Here is a 15,773-nt window from a genome sequence, read left to right on the forward strand (position 1 = left end):
CGTGCGGGTGGACGCGGTCGTCTACTTCAAGGTGGTCGACGCGGCGAACGCGGTCATCCAGGTCGAGGACTACCGGTTCGCGGTCTCGCAGATGGCGCAGACCTCGCTGCGGTCCATCATCGGCAAGAGCGACCTGGACGACCTCCTGTCCAACCGCGAGAAGCTCAACCAGGGCCTGGAGCTGATGATCGACAGCCCCGCGATCGGCTGGGGCGTGCAGATCGACCGCGTGGAGATCAAGGACGTGTCGCTGCCGGAGACGATGAAGCGGTCCATGGCCCGGCAGGCCGAGGCCGACCGCGAGCGCCGCGCCCGGATCATCAACGCGGACGCGGAACTCCAGGCCTCCAAGAAGCTGGCGGAGGCCGCCGGAGTCATGTCCGAGCAGCCCGCGGCGCTCCAGCTGCGGCTGCTGCAGACGGTGGTGGCCGTCGCGGCCGAGAAGAACTCGACGCTCGTGCTCCCCTTCCCGGTGGAGCTCCTCAGGTTCCTGGAGCGGGCGCAGCCGGGGCAGACCCAGCCCGCGGCCCCGACGGCCCCCACGGACAGGCTGCCGCGCCCGGCCGGGGACACTACGCCGGGGCCGTCCGACGCTCCCGGGGAACTCACCGCCGAGCCCGACGGACTCCGGCCGACTGCCGCTCCGGACGAACTCCCGCCCGCCGCCGAACCGGACCACCTCGGCCTCACCGCCGAACCGGACGAGTTCGAACTCACCGCCGAGCCCGACGAGCTCGGTCTCGCCGCGGGCCTCGGTGACCCGAAGGGTGACCCGCGCGGGATCTTCGGGCGGGACGACCCCGCCGACCGCGACGTACCGGGCGGGGGATAGATCCGGTGCGGCCCCCCTGCCGCCTTGCCGCGGTCGGGACCATGCAGCGTGCCGCCATGAACACGACGACGCCGGAGAATGTCCCGGCGCGCTGACCGCCGACCGAGTCCGAAGCCCCGGGGCGAGTGCCCCGGGGCTTCGTCGTGCGGGCGCTCGCCTCCCCCGAGCGAGGAGAGCACCGTGCACGACCACCGCCGGCTCGGCCGTGAACTGGACCTGTTCGACACCGACCCCCCGATGGGCACGGGACTGCCTCACTGGCTGCCGGACGGCACGGGACTGCCGTACTGGCTGCCCGACGGCACGGCCGTACGGCACGCCCTGGCCGCCGGCCCTTCCCGCAGGGCCGGTCGCACGACACCACGGCCGCGTGCACGGCTCCAGCCGGGTGACTTCGCGGGCGCAGCCGCACGACACATCCCCATAAGGAGCAAATAGTCACATTTAACGAGATAATTTCATCATGTGACCATTTCAGTACGACAATTCGCCGTGACCTGTGCCGTCGGAGCCCTCGGAGCCGCGCTCGCCGCCTGCGGTGGACCCTCCCCCCAGCACGCCGCCCGCACCGGTCAGTCCGCCTCGGCCACCGCTCCGTCGAAGCCGCCCACCCTCGCACCGGGCCCTGCCGGACTGACCCCCGTCTTCACGAACGGGCCCCGGACCCAGGACAAGACGGTCGCGCTCACCTTCGACGCCGACATGACAGCCGACGAGGGGCCGCGAGCGGAGGCCGGCGAGCACTTCGACAACCCGCAACTGATCGACACGCTGCGCGGTTTCAAGGTCCCGGCGACCGTGTTCATGACCGGTCGGTGGGCCGAGGAGTATCCGCTGGAGGCCAGGGCCATCGGGCGGGACCCGCTGTTCGAGGTCGCCAACCACTCCTACAGCCACTACGCCTTCACCGGCGACTGCTACGGGCTTCCGACCGTGGGCGAGGCGGACATGCGGGGCGACGTGGAGCGGGCCTACGCCGCTTTCAAGAAGGCCGGGGTGCCCAAGGCGATGCCCTACTTCCGCTTCCCGGGCGGCTGTTACGACCAGCGGGCGCTGAGGGCCCTGAGCGCGGTCGGCGTGACCGCCGTGCAGTGGGACGTGGTGAGCGGTGACGCCTTCGCGACGGATGCGGACGCCGTGGCCCGGCAGGTACTGGAGGGCGTGAAGCCCGGTTCCGTGGTCGTGATGCACTGCACGCGCAGCGCCGCACCGACCACCGAGCAGGCCCTGCGGACGATCGTGCCCGAACTGCGCAAGCAGGGTTTCCGGTTCGTGAAGGTGTCCGAGCTGATCGGGCAGACGGCCGGTCACCGCTGACGGGTCCCGCGAGGTCCGCCCTACCCTGGGGGCATGAGCGACTACTGCGGCCCCCAGGCGGACCCCGCCCCCGAGGTTCCACCGGCCGTCCCCGTGGACGGCCCCCGCGCGGAGTGCGTGCTGTGCCGGAAGCCCACGGAGTACCCGGAGTCGCACAAGGGGATCACGCTGTGCCCTGTCTGCGAGTGGCAGGAGGCGCAGCGCACGGCCTGCTCCGGCTGATCGTCCCTCCCGGCCGACGGTTCACGGCGACCGGCGGGAGGTGAGCGCGCACGCCGCGGCGAGGGCGCCCGCCGCGAGGAGTACCGCGCCCGTCAGGGGCAGCAGCGGCACGGGAACCGTACCGGTCCGTGAGCCGGTGATCAGTCCGGTGAGCGCCGCATGGGCGGGCGAGCCCGTCAGCACGAGCGCCAGGAGCGCCGCCAGGAGCATCGCGGGGACCGCGCGGCCCGGGGAGCGCAGTAGTGGCCAGGTCGTGAGCGCTCCGACGGCCGTACCGAGCAGCGCGCACACGAGTGTCGCGAGCAGCCCGGCGCCGCCCGCCGCGGCCCACGGCACCCGACGGTGGTGGTCCGCGCTCGTCGGATCACTCATCACCGTGACGACCAGCGTGGCCGTCACACCGAGGACCACGGCCGCCCCGAGCGCGACCGCGAGGCAGGCCAGGTGGGCCCGCGCCGGCCCGACGGCCGCCGCGGCACAGGCACGCGCCGCCGGGGGCTCGCCGCTCGCACAGACGCGGACCAGCCAGGCGGCGACCGGCAGGAGAGCGGCGGCCGTGTAGCCGAGCGAGTCGAGGACCGGCTGCCCGCTCTGCACACCGATCGCGAGGAACGCCGCGTACAGGATGAACGGCGGGAGCCAGCGCTGGGAGCGGAGCAGGAGCGCGGTCTGATAGCGCAGCAGTGCGGTCATCGACGGTTCTCGCTCTCCCACGGGACGTGGAGGGGGAGGACGGCGCCCTCGGACGGGCCGTGCGGAAGCGCGGCGCCCTTGGACGGGCCGCGCAGGAGCGCGGCACCCTCGGCGGGGCCGGCCGGGAGCGCGGCACCCTCGGCGGGGCCGGCCGGGAGCGCGGCGCCCTCGGGCGCGGTCTCCGGGAGTGCCGCGGTCTCCGGAAGTGCTGCACCGACGCGCACCACGTGCCACGGCGGCTGGGCGCCCAGCAGTGTCCTGAGCAGTACGTCGGAGTGGGACACGGGCACGGTGAAACAGGTCGTCCCCCGGCCGGTGCGGCGCGTGGCCGCCGACAGCGCGGTCGCCTCCGCGGGAGGTTCCTCGTCCGGCGGCCCCTGCGCCTCGACCAGCACGTGCGGTCCGGCGACGGTGCCGCCGGCCGCCGTGTCCGTACGGCGCCGGAGTGCGCCCCCGGTCACCGTGTACGTCGCGTCCGGCGCCCCCGCGAGCCGGCGCGGGTCGTGGTCGACGAACACCACGGCACCGCCGGCGGCCAGGCGCTCGGCGACCGCGCGTTCCAGTTCGGCGCGGGCGGCGGCGTCGAGACCCGTCCAGGCCTCGTCGAGGACGAGAAGGTCCGGCTCGGCGAGGAGCGCCTGTGCGACGGCGACCTTCTGGCTGCTGCCCTTGGACAACTCCGCCATGGGCGCGCGGGCGTACCCGCCGGCGCCGAGCCGCTCCAGCCACTCGTCGGCGGCGCGGGACGCGGCCGTACGGGACAGACCGTGCACGGCGCCGAGGTGCGTGAGGTATCCGGACGCCGTGAAGGGCAGCGCGGCGGGGAAGCGCTCGGGGACGTACGCCGTGCGCGGGCGGCCGGTGATCCGGCCCTCGGTGGGCGCGTCGATTCCGGCGAGCAGCCGCAACAGGGTCGACTTGCCGGTGCCGTTGGCGCCCTCGACGCGGACCAGTGTGCCGGGCTCCAGCGCCAGGTCGACACCGCGCAGCACCCAGGGGCCGCGGAGCCCGTAGCGGCGGCCGACACCCGCCAGCCGTAGATCGTCTCGCATGGTGACCATCCTCGCCCGGGCCGGACGGCGCCCGCAGAAGAACCGATCTTCCGCCTGGCAGACTGGAGGGCGTGAGCAGCGACCCGACCCCCGCGACCCCGGCCTCCGAGGCCACCCCCGTCTCCCCGGCCTCCGAGACCTCCGCCGACGAGAGCCCCTTCCGTACCGAGCACATCGCGCGGGACGAGGCACCGCAGTTCGTGCTGCCCCTGGTCGTACGGATCGAGAAGGCCGCTCCCCCGGCGCGTACGGACGCCCTGGAGACCGCGGCCCGGGCCGTGCTGACGATTCTCGCGGACCGGCGCTCCCTGGACGACGGGGAGTGGGCGCAGACGATGCGGGACTGGCAGGACGCCCGGATCCGCAAGGTGGTGCGGCGGGCGCGCGGCGCAGAGTGGCGGCGGGCCGCCGCGCTACCGGGCATCACGGTGACCGGGAAGTCCGCTCAGGTGCGCGTCTTCCCGCCGATCCCGCTGGACGGCTGGCCCAAGGACCTGGCCAAGCTCCAGGTCTCCGGCACCGATCTCGACGACCCCGAGCCCCCGGTGGACGCCGACCCGTCGGCGCCCGTGCTGTGGCTCAACCCCGATCTCGACATGTCGGCCGGCAAGACGATGGCGCAGGCGGGGCACGCCGCCCAACTGGCGTGGTGGGAGCTGTCGGACGAGGAGCGGGAGGCCTGGCGGGACTCCGGGTTCGCGCTCGCCGTGCGCACCGCGGACCCGGACCGCTGGCGCGCGCTCACCTCGTCCGGGCTGCCACTGGTGCGCGACGCGGGCTTCACGGAGATCGCACCGGGGTCCTGCACGGTGGTCGCGGAGCACCCGGCGCTGCGACGCTAGCACCGCGGCCGTGCCCCTGGCGGGGCCCGGGACGGGCCGCGGCCCGCGTGGACGAGCATGTTGGAGGTCACGATGACCGGGTCCCGGCTGGACGGCAGGGTCGAACGGGGCAACCGTACGCGGCAGTCGGTGCTGCGCCGCACCGTCGACATCGCCTCGGTCGAAGGGCTGGAGGCGCTGTCCGTCGGCCGTCTGGCGACCGACCTCGGGCTCAGCAAGAGCGGGGTCTTCGCACTGTTCGGCTCCAAGCGGGAGCTGCAACTGGCCACTGTGCGGGAGGCGGCCCGCATCTACGTCGAGCAGGTCGTCCGGCCCGCGGCGGACATTCCGGCAGGGATCGCCCGTGTCCGGCGGCTGTGCGAGCTCTGGCTGGCGTACTCCGAGGGCCGGGTCTTCCCGGGCGGCTGCTTCTTCTACGGAGTCATCGCCGAGTTCGACGCCCGCTCGGGCCCGGTGCACGACGCCGTGGCGCGTGCCCAGCGGGACTGGACGGACCACCTGGAGGGCGCCGTCACCGCGGCCCGCGAGGCCGGTGAGCTCCACCCCGGCACGGATGCCGCCCAACTCGCCTTCGAGTTGATCGCGTTGATGGAGGCCGCGAACGCGGTGTCCGTGCTGCGCGACGAGGCGGACGCGTATCGCAAGGCCCGCGTCGCGATCTCCGCCCGGCTGCGCGCGGCGGCGGTCGACCCGTCACAGGCTGCCGAACTCTCCTGACCCGTACGGCCGTCAGCGCGGCGACGGCCCCGACGGGACACCAAAACAAGTAGCACGACCGTTCGCTCAGTTTTAGGCTCGGGGTATGCCTACGACCGGAACGGACATCGTCGAGCTCGACCGGATCGCCGTGCACGAGTCGCTCAGGGTCCTGGCGAGGGCCGGAGCGACGGACTGGGAACGGGACACGCCCTGTGCGGGGTGGCCACTGCGCGCACTGGTCGTCCACATGACCGCCCAGCACCACGGCTTCGCGGCCGCCGCGCGCGGGACGGGACACGAGGAGGCGCACTGGCGGGAGTCCGCCGACACGGACGACCCTGGGCGCCCGTACCGGGAAGCGGCGAGCGCGGTGCTCGACGCCTTCGCCGAACCGGGCGTCACGGAACGGGAGTTCGTCCTGCCCGAGCTCGGCGGCACGTTCCCCGGGCGGCGGGCCGTCGGCTTCCACTTCCTCGACTACGTGGTGCACGCGTGGGACGTGGCCGCCACGCTCGGCGTCGCCCTGGAGCTGACCGGCGCCACCCTCGACGCGGCGGTGGCCGTCGCCCGGCGGGTCCCGGCGGACCCGGCGTTCCGGGGGCCGGGCCTCGCCTTCGCACCGGCCCGCGACGTTCCGGCCGGCGCCGACGCCCTGGACGAGGCGCTGCGGCTGCTGGGCCGCGATCCGGAGGCATGGCCGCTTCCGGGACGGTGAGCCGACCGCTGCGACGAGCCGACAGCGGCAGCGACAGCGACAGCGACAGCGGCAATGCCACCGGCAGCCCGAAGACCGGCACCGGTGCCGCCACCAGGGGCCCGACCGGCGGCGACAGCGCGTCGCCACCGGCCGCGCGGGCGCCACGGACCGGGACCGGCTGCCCGCCGGCCACCCCGTGGAACCTCAAATGTTGCTCTGAACGTCCTCGGTGACGGATTCGGCTCCGGTTCGCGGGGCCATGACTTCGTCACACCGGGGGACACGGGTCCGTCGTGAGGAGACGACACGCAGCGTCTGGTCGAGACCGTGACGGAGGAGGGGCCATGAAGCAGCCGAGCCGACTGGGGACGGGAATCGGGTGGCGGCCGGAGATCGCCGAGGCCGTGGAGCGGATGCCCGGCATCGACTGGGTCGAGGCCGTCTCGGAGAACCTGTGCCCCGGGCACCTGCCCGAGTCGCTGGTGCGGCTGCGGGAGCGGGGCGTCACGGTCGTGCCGCACGGGGTCTCGCTGGGGCTCGGCGGGGCGGACCGGCCGGACGCCTCCCGTCTGGCCGCGCTCGCCGAGCGGGCCGAGGCGCTGGGCTCGCCGCTCGTCACGGAGCACATCGCGTTCGTGCGGGCCGGCGGACCGCTCACCGCGTCGCAGCCGCTGGAGGCGGGGCACCTGCTGCCGGTCCCGCGCACCCGGGACGCGCTGGAGGTGCTGTGCGAGAACGTCCGCATCGCGCAGGACGCGCTCCCGGTCCCGCTCGCGGTGGAGAACATCGCCGCGCTGATCTCCTGGCCCGGCGAGGAGATGACCGAGGGCCAGTTCCTCTACGAACTGGCCGACCGCACCGGCGTACGGCTCCTCATCGACGTCGCCAACCTCCACACGAACCACGTCAACCGTGGCGAGGACCCCGCCAAGGCGCTCGACGAACTCCCCGTGGAGGCCATCGCCTACGTCCACGTCGCCGGAGGTTTCGAGCGCGACGGCGTCTGGCACGACAGCCACGCCCATCCGGTCCCCCGGCCCGTGCTGGACATCCTCGTCGACCTCGCCTCCCGGGTGTCCCCGCCAGGGGTTCTCCTGGAACGCGACGAGAACTTCCCCGAGCCGGCGGAACTGGAGCGGGAGATCGGGGCGATACGGGAGACGCTCGCGAAGGCACCGCGGGCGGAGCAGACCACGACGAGCCTCACCGCAGGGGTGGAGGAACCGGCGAACGGGCCGGTGGGGCCGCTCTCTTCCGGTGCCGACGGCGGCCGGGCGGAGCAGGACCCGGCGGCCCGACAGCGGCTGGCGCTGGCGCAGACCGCGCTGCTGTCCGCGCTCGTCGCCGGGACCCCCGTGCCCGAGGGTTTCGACCGGGTGCGGCTCGGTGTGCAGGCGCGGGCGCTGGCCGCCAAGCGCGCGGACGTGGTGGCGAAGGTGGCCGGGGAGCTGCCGGAGATCCTGGCGCAGGAGTACCGGCCGGCGTTCCTCGCGTACGCCCAGGGGCATCCGATGACCGGGGGCTACCGGCGCGACGCCCTCGACTTCGCCGAGCATCTGCTCCTCGCGGGGCTCCCGGAGGACGCGGCCGCGCGCCGCCGGCTGCGCGACTGGTGGCTGGAGCGATCGGGTCCCGCCCCGTTGTCGCGACGCCCGGCGGCCCGACTGGCCCGCGCCACCCGCAGGGTGCTGCTGCGCCACTGACCCCTGCGCGCGGCGACCGCAGCCGGCCGGCGCCGCGCTCCCCGAGGTGGCGCGCAGGGTGCGGCCACCCGGCTGAGCCGAAGCGCCGGGACCGGAGCGACGGTTGCCGCCGGTCCCGGCGTCCGGCGCCGCCGGGTCGGTGAGCGGCCACGCGGCAGGACCCCGGACCGGCCGCCGTCACCGAAGCCGCGCGCGGGGCACCGCCGCATCGGAGAGCGGACGTGTAAAGGGACCCGCCCGGCCACCGCCCCCGAGCCGTGCACGGGACGCCGCCGCGCCGCTGAGCGGACGCCCGGGGAACGGACCGGCCGCCAACCCCGCAGCCCCGCGAGGCACCGCCGCATCGGAGAGCGGACGTGTAAAGGGACCCGCCCGGCCACCGCCCCCGAGCCGTGCACGGGACGCCGCCGCGCCGCTGAGCGGACGCCCGGGGAACGGACCGGCCGCCAACCCCGCAGCCCCGCGAGGCACCGCCGCATCGGAGAGCGGACGTGCAAAGGGACCCGCCCGGCCACCGCCCCCGAGCCGTGCACGGGACGCCGCCATGTCGGCGGGCCGACGCGCGTCGGCCGGGTGTCGCCGCCGAGTGTGCCGGGATTAACACGTCATCCTGTGAGCCCGCCGCGGACGTCCGGATTCCTCCGCTTCACAGGGGTATGACGTGCGCCCGAACCACCACATCCGTCGCCTTCCACCCGGCGCCCAACCCGAATCTCCCGTACGGCAGTTGGCATAGCGCCCGCAGTAATATGCCAACTCGCACCCGAAGCGCATCAGCGTGCGGTGCCGCAAGCAGGAGGCACCATGCGATCCATCAACCGCACCGGACTGATCAGTGGAACCGGGCTCCTCATAGCGGGGCTCACGGCGACGCTCGTCGCCCTGGTCTTTCCGATCTGGTCGTACGCGGACCGCTCCGGCACCGGCCTGGACACCCTGAACGCCCAGAGCGTGTCGACCCGGTTCGGGCCGTTGTCGGCGCTGGACCGGGAGTTCATCACCAAGGTGCGGCTGGCCGGACTGTGGGAGCTGCCCGCCGGTCAGCAGGCGCAGGAGCGCGGCACCACCCAGGCGGTACGGACGGCGGGCGAGCATCTCGTCGAGGGGCACACCTTCCTGGACGCACGGGTCCGCGACGTCGCGGCGCGGCTGAACCTGGAGCTGCCCAACCAGCCCAATCCGCAGCAGCGTCAGTGGCTCGCCACGCTCGACGCGTCGCACGGCACGGACTACGACCGGCAGTTCGCGAACATCCTGCGCAAGGCGCACGGCAAGGTCTTCTCCGTGGTCGCCCAGGTCCGCGCGAACACCCGCAACTCCCTCGTGCGCGACCTCGCCGACGACGCGAACACCACGGTGCTCGACCACATCAAGGTCCTGGAGGCCACCGGCTACGTCGACTTCGACGCCCTCGCCGAGGACGCGGCCACCGCGAGCCCGCCGCCGCTCACCAACTCCCCCGCCCCGCCCGGCCCGACGCAGTCCCCCGACTCACCGGCCCCGGTCACTGCGTCCGCGGGCTATTCGCTGCCACCCGCGGCCTCGCGCCCCAACCCCTCCGCCACCTCCTAGCAGGACCGGCGGAGCGGAAAGTCACATATCCACAACACTCCGTCCACATAGTGAACGAACCATGGCGCCCACGCGGCCGTTCGCATAGAAAAACGCCATGTTCTGGGTCCTTCTCCTGCTCCTGGCCTGGGTCGCGGCCGGCACCTCGTGCACCCGGCTCTGTCTGGCCGCCGTCCGCGCGGCGGCGGCCGACGCGAACGCGGCGCGCGGTCACGATCTGACACTCTACGAGGCTGCGTTCCTGTCGGGCGGTCCGGACCGGGTCGCCGATCTGACACTGGTGTCGATGGCCCGTCAGCGGCGCCTGCTGCTCGCGCACACCGGTTGGGCGACCGTCGTGGACCCGCAGGGTCGCGACGAGATGGAGTGCTCCGTCATCGGAGCCATCGGCCCGGAGGGCCAGTCCCGGATAGCCCCGGTGCGCACGGCCGCAGCGACCGCGGACTCCGTGCGCCGCCTCGCCGACCGTCTGGTCGCCGCGGGTCTCGCCGTGCCCGACGGCGCCCGCACCACCGTCGCCGGTGCCGTCCGTCAGGTCCAGGCCGCGCTGGGCGCCGTCCTGGCGCTGGGCGCCGTGGCCCTGCTGCTGCCCGCCCAGAGCACCGGCAACGACGTACCGGTCGCCGTCTGGTTCGCGCTCCCGCTGATCCTCACGCTGAGCTGCCTCGCCATAGCGAGGATCGAGGTGCACCCCTATACGCGCTGGGCCTCCCCCGCCGGACAGCGCCTGCTCGGCGCCCTCGCCCGGCACACCGACGCCACCGGCGACGACCGTACGTACCTCACCTCCGTCGCCGTACGCGGCATCCGCGCGATCGGCGAGCCCGACCTGCGAGCCGCCCTCACGCACCGCGACCGAGGACCGAGGGTCTGACGGGTGGTCCACGGCAGTCCCCCGCAGCCGGCGAGGAGCTCGCGAGGGGGCTGAGGGGCGCCCCCGGGGCGCATCGGGGTCATTGGGGCCGACACCGGCGGCCGGTGCTTTACTTCCCCAACCCGCAAACGAAACATCCCCCTTGTCGCTGCCGCGCGCTGAAGGGATGCCCGATGAGAGCCGCCGTCCTCTACGGAACCGCAGGGTCCGTACTCCTGACCGCCCTCGTCGGCGCCCCGGCAGCGGGGGGCACGCCGACCGGGCGGACCGCGGCCGGCTCCGCCGAGACGCGCGGCACCGCAGTCGCCGCCCAGCGTGCCGCCGCCGCGGGCATCCGCTTCGGCAAGTGCGCCGAGGAACAGGGCCTGCCGGCCGGTGTCCGGTGCGGCACGGTCACCGTGCCCCTCGACTACGCCCACCCCGACGGCAAGAAGATCAAGCTGACCGTCAGCCGGGCCCTGGCCACCGGCAAGGACGCGAAGAACTCCAAGCTCAAGGTGCCGCGGCAGGGCGCCCTCGTGTACAACCCTGGCGGCCCCGGCGCGTCCAGCATGTACTTCCCGCTGATCGGCTCCCTGCCCGCCTGGCAGCGCGTCGCGGCGGCCTACGACCTGGTCGGCTACGCGCCCCGCGGCGTCGAACGCTCCGCCCCGCTGTCCTGCCAGGAGCCGAAGCAGTTCCTCAAGGCTCCCTCACTGGCGCCGACCTTCCCCTCGGAGTCGTACAAGCAGGAGCGGATCGCGGAGGCGAAGGCGTACGCACAGGGTTGTGCCCGGCGTTCGGGCAGCGGCCTGCGCCACTACACCTCGCTCAACAACGCCCGCGACCTGGACGTGCTGCGCGCCGCGCTCGGCGAGCCGAAGCTGACCTACATGGGGGCCTCGTACGGGACGTACTTCGGTGCCCTCTACGCGACGCTCTTCCCCTCGCACGTCCGCCGGATGGTCTTCGACTCGGTGGTGAACCCCGCCCCCGGCAAGATCTGGTACCGGAACAACCTCGACCAGTCGGCCGCGTTCGAGGCCCGCTGGACGGACTTCCGCACGTGGATCGCCGAGCACGACGACATCTACGGGCTCGGCGCCACGCCCGCGGAGGTGCTGAACAGCTACGAGAAGGCGCGTGCCCGGCTCGCCGCGGAGCCCGCGGGCGGCAAGGTGGGGCCGGCGCAGTTGCACGGCGCGTTCCTGGAGGCCGGGTACTTCGACGGCTACTGGCCGCAGCGTGCCCGGGCCCTGTCCGCGTATCTGAAGGGCGACCCGAAGCCGCTGATCGAGGCGGCCGGTCCGCACCCGGAGACAGCGGCCGAGCAGGAGAACGGCAACGCGGTCTACACGGCCGTCGAATGCAACGACGCGCCCTGGCCGACCGACTGGCGCACCTGGGACCGCGACAACACACGCCTCGCGCGGGTGGCGCCGTTCGAGACCTGGGACAACGTGTGGATGAACCTGCCCTGCGCCTACTGGCCGGCGCCGCGGCAGAAGCCGCTGGACGTGCGGACGCTGCCCGGGGAGCTGCCGCCGACCCTGATCCTGGCCGCGGAACGGGACGCGGCGACGCCGTACGAGGGGGCGCTGGAGCTGCGGCGCCGGCTGTCCGGTTCGGTGCTGGTGACGGAGCGGGACGCGGGCACGCACGGTGTCGCGGGCGGCTCCAACCAGTGCGTCAACGGTCACCTGGAGGCATATCTGCTGACGGGCCGGCTGCCGGAGCGGCACGCGGAGTGCGCGCCGCACGCGGAACCGAAGCCGCCGGAGCGCAAGTCCGCAGGGCAGGGCGGTCACGCGAAGGGCCCGCGGGACGCGCGGCATCCAGGCGGCCCCGCGCGCTCCGACGAGCAGGAGGCCGCCCGGCAGGCCCCCTGATCAGGCCAGACCCGCGACCAGCTCGGCGAGGTCCTTGCGACGGCCGGTGTAGAACGGAATCTCCTCACGGACGTGCATCCGCGCCTCGGAGGCACGCAGGTGACGCATGAGGTCGACGATGCGGTACAGCTCGTCGGCCTCGAAGGCGAGGATCCACTCGTAGTCGCCGAGCGAGAACGAGGCGACCGTGTTGGCCCGCACGTCCGGGTAACCGCGAGCCATCTTGCCGTGGTCGGCGAGCATGCGGCGGCGGTCCTCGTCGGGCAGCAGGTACCAGTCGTAGGAGCGCACGAAGGGGTAGACGCTGACGTAGTTGCGCGGCGTCTCGTCGGCGAGGAACGCCGGGATGTGCGAACGGTTGAACTCGGCGGGCCGGTGCAGCGCCATGTTCGACCAGACCGGCTCCAGGGCGCGGCCCAGCTTGGTGCGGCGGAAGAGGTTGTACGCCTCCTGCAGCTGGTCGGCGGTCTCCGCGTGCCACCAGATCATGAGGTCGGCGTCGGCGCGCAGGCCGGAGAGGTCGTACGTGCCGCGGATCGTCACGTCCTTGGCGGCGAGCTGGTCGAACAGCTCCTGGACCTCGTCGGCGTAGCCCGCGCGGTCCTCGGGCAGCACGTCCTTCAGCTTGAAGACGGACCACAGCGTGTAGCGGATGACCTCGTTGAGGTCCTTGGCCAGCTTGCCCTTGTTGGGGATCCTGCCGGGCTCGGTGGTGGGGGCGTCGTCACTCATGTGCCTATTCTCCCGCTCCGCCATGCAGGCTCTGCACCGGGTTCGCCCTGAGCGCGTCCAGGCCGGCGCGGTCGCCGCCGAGCTGGTCCACGGCCGCGTACGCGCTCGCGATGCAGGCCGGGATGCCGACGCCGTCGTAGGCCGCGCCGCACACGGCGAGGCCGGGGAGCTTGCCGATGTGCTCGCGGACGCGGGCCACGCGCGCGTGGTGCCCGACCGGGTACTGCGGCAGTCCGTCGTCCCATCGCGTCACCCGCGTCGCCACCGGCTCGGCGGCGAGGCCGATCGCCTCCCGCAGGTCGTGCCGGGAGACCCGTACGAGGTCGGCGTCGTCCCGGCCGAGCACCTCCGTCTCGCCGTACCGCCCGACGGAGGTGCGCAGGACGAGCAGATCCGGGTCGTCCTCGGCGATCCAGCCCCACTTCTGGGACGCGAAGGTGGACGCCTTGATGGTGTGCCCGTCGACCGGCGGGACGAGGAAGCCGCTGCCCTCGGGGAGGGTGGCGTCCCGGCGGCGGTAGGCGAGGGTGACGAGCGCCATGGAGGCGTATTCCACGGTGGCCAGTTCGGACGCGGCGGCGGGCGCCTCGGCGCGCAGCAGGGCGGCGGCGGGCCCGGCGGGCAGCGCGACCACGACGGCGTCGGCGTGCAGCACGCGGCCTCTGGCGACGACCCGCCAGCCGTTGTGCGGCCCGCCGGCCGTGGCCCCGTCCGCCGCGCCACCGACCCGGCGCAGCTCCGTCACGGCGGCCCGGGTGACGATCTCGCCGCCGCGTGCGCGCACCGACTCGGCGACCGCCAGGGGCAGTCGGCCCACGCCGCCCTCGATGCCCATGAACACCGGTCCGGTCTGCTGCGCCGCGGCGGCCTTGGCCTGGATGTCGCGCACGGCTTCCGTGAGGGAGGTGTGGGTGCGGGCGGCGGCATAGAGCTGGGGCACGGCCAGGCGCATCGAGATGCGGTACGCGTCGCCCGCGTAGACCCCGCCGAGGAGGGGTTCGACCAGGCGGTCGACGACCTCCCGGCCGACGCGGGCCGCCACGTACTCGCCCACCGCCACGTCGTCGCCGACCTCGGTGCGGGGCAGGTCGGCGTCGCGTCCGACGCGGCGCAGGCCCTCCTCGGACAGGATGCCGGAGAGCGCGGACGCGGTGCCGGGGACGCCCATCACATGTCCCTTGGGCATCGGGCGCAGGGTGCCGCGGTTCCACAGGGACGCCGTCGCGGTGGCGGGCGGCTGGAGGCGGTCGGCGAGGCCGGTCTCGCGGGCGAGGGACACGGCCTCGGGGCGGCGCGCGAGCATCGACTCGGCGCCCAGGTCCACCCGGACGCCCGCGATGTCTCCGGGCAGCAGCTTCCCGCCGACGCGGTCGGAGGCCTCCAGGACGGTGACCCGTGCGCCGCGGTCCAGCAGGCGGTGGGCGGCGGCCAGACCCGCGATCCCGCCGCCGACGACCACGACATGTCCCGAACCCGTACGAGTGTCCTCTTCGCGCATGCCTCCACCCTCTCAGACCGCGCCCGCGCCGTCCGCCGCGCGTCCGGTGTCCGGCGCGAGTCCTGACCGTGACCGCATCGGGACCGGACGGGACCAACGTCCCGGCCCGGTCGTGCGTCGAAGGAGCGTCAGTCGAGTCGACACGACCCTCGGGGGTAGGCCCACATGCGCATACGAAGCTCCGCACGTCCCGTCCAGGTCCTGGCCGGAGTGCTCCTCGCGTCCGCGCTCGCCCTCGCGGGGTGCAGCGGCGCCGACGACTCGGCGGGCAAGGCCGGCGGTGGCGCCGCCGACGACAAGGCCGCCGCCCCGCAGGCAGGGCAGGAGGACTCGGGCGCCACGGGCCGCGGCGGCTCGAACGGATCCAGGGCCACCGCGCCGCCCGAGGTGAGCGCGAGCCACATCATCCGCACCGCCTCCCTGACCGTGCAGGTCGCGGATGTGCCCAAGGCCCTCGACGACGCCCGTGCCACGGCGGAGGACGCGGGCGGCTACGTCGGCAACGAGACCACGACCCGCGACGGCCGGGGCCACGAGCGCACGCGCGTCGTCCTGCGCGTGCCCACCGCCCGGTACGAGCAGGTGCTCGCCGGGCTGGAGGGCACGGGCAAGGTCGTCGAGCGGACCGCCAAGGCGCAGGACGTCACCGACCAGGTCGTGGACGTGGAGAGCCGCGTCAAGTCCCAGCGTGCCAGTGTGGCTCGGGTCCGGGAGCTGATGGACAAGGCGACCAAGCTCAGTGACGTGGTCACGCTGGAAGGGGAGTTGAGCAGCCGCGAGTCCGACCTGGAGGCGCTGCTCGCCCGGCAGGCGTCCTTGAAGGACCGCACCAGTCTGGCCACGATCACCCTCTCGCTGTCCGAGACGCCGGTGAGGAAGGCCGAGAAGAAGGACGAGGACCCGGGCTTCGTGGACGCGCTCACCGGCGGCTGGCACGTGCTGGTCACGATGCTGCGCTGGATCGCCCTCGCGTTCGGGGCGGTGCTGCCCTTCGCGGTGGGCCTGGCGCTGATCGCCCTGGTGTGGGTGCGCCTGGTGCGGCCCCGGCTGCCGCGCCGCAGTGCCACTCACCCGGCACCGGCGGCGGGCGCCGGGTCCCTGCCCGTGGCACGTCCGGTCCGTGCCGACGGCTCGGCGAAGGGTGGCGAGGAGGCCTGAAATGCGCGGCCCCC

Annotated in this window: 16 protein-coding genes; 12 read left to right on the top strand and 4 right to left on the bottom strand. The window is 73.9% G+C overall.

The window, feature by feature from the left end; genetic code table 11:
* The 4 genes from H305_RS54940 to H305_RS0121320 all read left to right on the top strand — a co-directional run.
* The coding region (locus H305_RS54940) for a slipin family protein (protein ID WP_234020991.1) at window positions 1–832 on the top strand (832 nt) is incomplete at its 5' end.
* Between the two features lie 180 nt (window positions 833–1,012).
* On the top strand, window positions 1,013–1,270 hold the full coding sequence (locus H305_RS56080) for a hypothetical protein (protein WP_028802163.1): 258 nt from the start codon (window positions 1,013–1,015) through the stop codon (window positions 1,268–1,270).
* Window positions 1,271–1,297: 27 nt separating this feature from the next.
* Window positions 1,298–2,149 carry a polysaccharide deacetylase family protein gene (locus H305_RS0121315; protein ID WP_028802164.1) on the top strand — a complete coding sequence of 284 codons (852 nt, stop codon included), beginning with the start codon at window positions 1,298–1,300 and terminating at the stop codon, window positions 2,147–2,149.
* A 33-nt stretch (window positions 2,150–2,182) separates the two neighbouring features.
* Window positions 2,183–2,371: a hypothetical protein gene (locus H305_RS0121320; RefSeq protein WP_028802165.1), complete on the top strand. Its 189-nt coding sequence runs from the start codon at window positions 2,183–2,185 to the stop codon at window positions 2,369–2,371.
* A 21-nt stretch (window positions 2,372–2,392) separates the two neighbouring features.
* Here the strand turns inward: H305_RS0121320 and H305_RS0121325 are convergent, their stop codons facing one another.
* Window positions 2,393–3,064 (bottom strand): hypothetical protein, encoded by a 672-nt coding sequence (locus tag H305_RS0121325; RefSeq protein ID WP_028802166.1) that lies wholly within the window; start codon window positions 3,062–3,064, stop codon window positions 2,393–2,395.
* The gene (locus H305_RS46710) at window positions 3,061–4,116 is read right to left on the bottom strand and encodes an ABC transporter ATP-binding protein (protein WP_078629164.1); all 1,056 of its coding nucleotides are present in this window, start codon (window positions 4,114–4,116) and stop codon (window positions 3,061–3,063) included. Before H305_RS46710 ends, H305_RS0121325 begins: the two co-directional genes overlap by 4 nt.
* Before the next feature lie 71 nt (window positions 4,117–4,187).
* On the opposite strand from H305_RS46710, the gene H305_RS0121335 reads away from it, so the two are divergent.
* From H305_RS0121335 to H305_RS46715, 7 genes are all read left to right on the top strand, one after another.
* A complete protein-coding gene (locus tag H305_RS0121335; RefSeq protein ID WP_028802167.1) occupies window positions 4,188–4,958 on the top strand; it encodes an aminoacyl-tRNA hydrolase in 771 nt (256 codons plus the stop codon).
* A 72-nt stretch (window positions 4,959–5,030) separates the two neighbouring features.
* Entirely contained in the window at window positions 5,031–5,675 is a 645-nt protein-coding gene (locus H305_RS0121340; RefSeq protein ID WP_028802168.1) for a TetR/AcrR family transcriptional regulator, read from the top strand.
* A gap of 85 nt (window positions 5,676–5,760) precedes the next feature.
* Window positions 5,761–6,372: a TIGR03086 family metal-binding protein gene (locus tag H305_RS0121345; protein WP_028802169.1), complete on the top strand. Its 612-nt coding sequence runs from the start codon at window positions 5,761–5,763 to the stop codon at window positions 6,370–6,372.
* Window positions 6,373–6,698: 326 nt separating this feature from the next.
* Entirely contained in the window at window positions 6,699–8,057 is a 1,359-nt protein-coding gene (locus tag H305_RS0121355; protein ID WP_028802170.1) for a DUF692 domain-containing protein, read from the top strand.
* An 804-nt stretch (window positions 8,058–8,861) separates the two neighbouring features.
* Complete coding sequence (locus H305_RS0121360) at window positions 8,862–9,629, top strand: DUF4142 domain-containing protein (RefSeq protein WP_028802171.1); 768 nt, start codon at window positions 8,862–8,864, stop codon at window positions 9,627–9,629.
* A 97-nt stretch (window positions 9,630–9,726) separates the two neighbouring features.
* The gene (locus tag H305_RS0121365; RefSeq protein WP_028802172.1) at window positions 9,727–10,503 is read left to right on the top strand and encodes a TIGR04222 domain-containing membrane protein; all 777 of its coding nucleotides are present in this window, start codon (window positions 9,727–9,729) and stop codon (window positions 10,501–10,503) included.
* A 173-nt stretch (window positions 10,504–10,676) separates the two neighbouring features.
* Window positions 10,677–12,371 (top strand): alpha/beta hydrolase, encoded by a 1,695-nt coding sequence (locus H305_RS46715; RefSeq protein WP_078629165.1) that lies wholly within the window; start codon window positions 10,677–10,679, stop codon window positions 12,369–12,371.
* On the opposite strand, the gene hemQ is transcribed toward H305_RS46715, so the two are convergent.
* Window positions 12,372–13,103: a hydrogen peroxide-dependent heme synthase gene (hemQ, locus tag H305_RS0121375; protein WP_028802173.1), complete on the bottom strand. Its 732-nt coding sequence runs from the start codon at window positions 13,101–13,103 to the stop codon at window positions 12,372–12,374.
* Window positions 13,104–13,107: 4 nt separating this feature from the next.
* Window positions 13,108–14,601 carry a protoporphyrinogen oxidase gene (gene hemG, locus H305_RS0121380; RefSeq protein ID WP_028802174.1) on the bottom strand — a complete coding sequence of 498 codons (1,494 nt, stop codon included), beginning with the start codon at window positions 14,599–14,601 and terminating at the stop codon, window positions 13,108–13,110.
* 165 nt (window positions 14,602–14,766) lie between these two features.
* Between hemG and H305_RS0121385 the strand changes: the two genes are divergently transcribed.
* Window positions 14,767–15,759, top strand: a complete 993-nt coding sequence (locus tag H305_RS0121385) for a DUF4349 domain-containing protein (protein WP_028802175.1) — start codon at window positions 14,767–14,769, stop codon at window positions 15,757–15,759.
* Window positions 15,760–15,773 lie beyond the last annotated feature (14 nt).

It is taken from the genome of Streptomyces sp. 142MFCol3.1, from assembly GCF_000424945.1.
Taxonomy (GTDB): Bacteria; Actinomycetota; Actinomycetes; order Streptomycetales; family Streptomycetaceae; genus Streptomyces; species Streptomyces siamensis.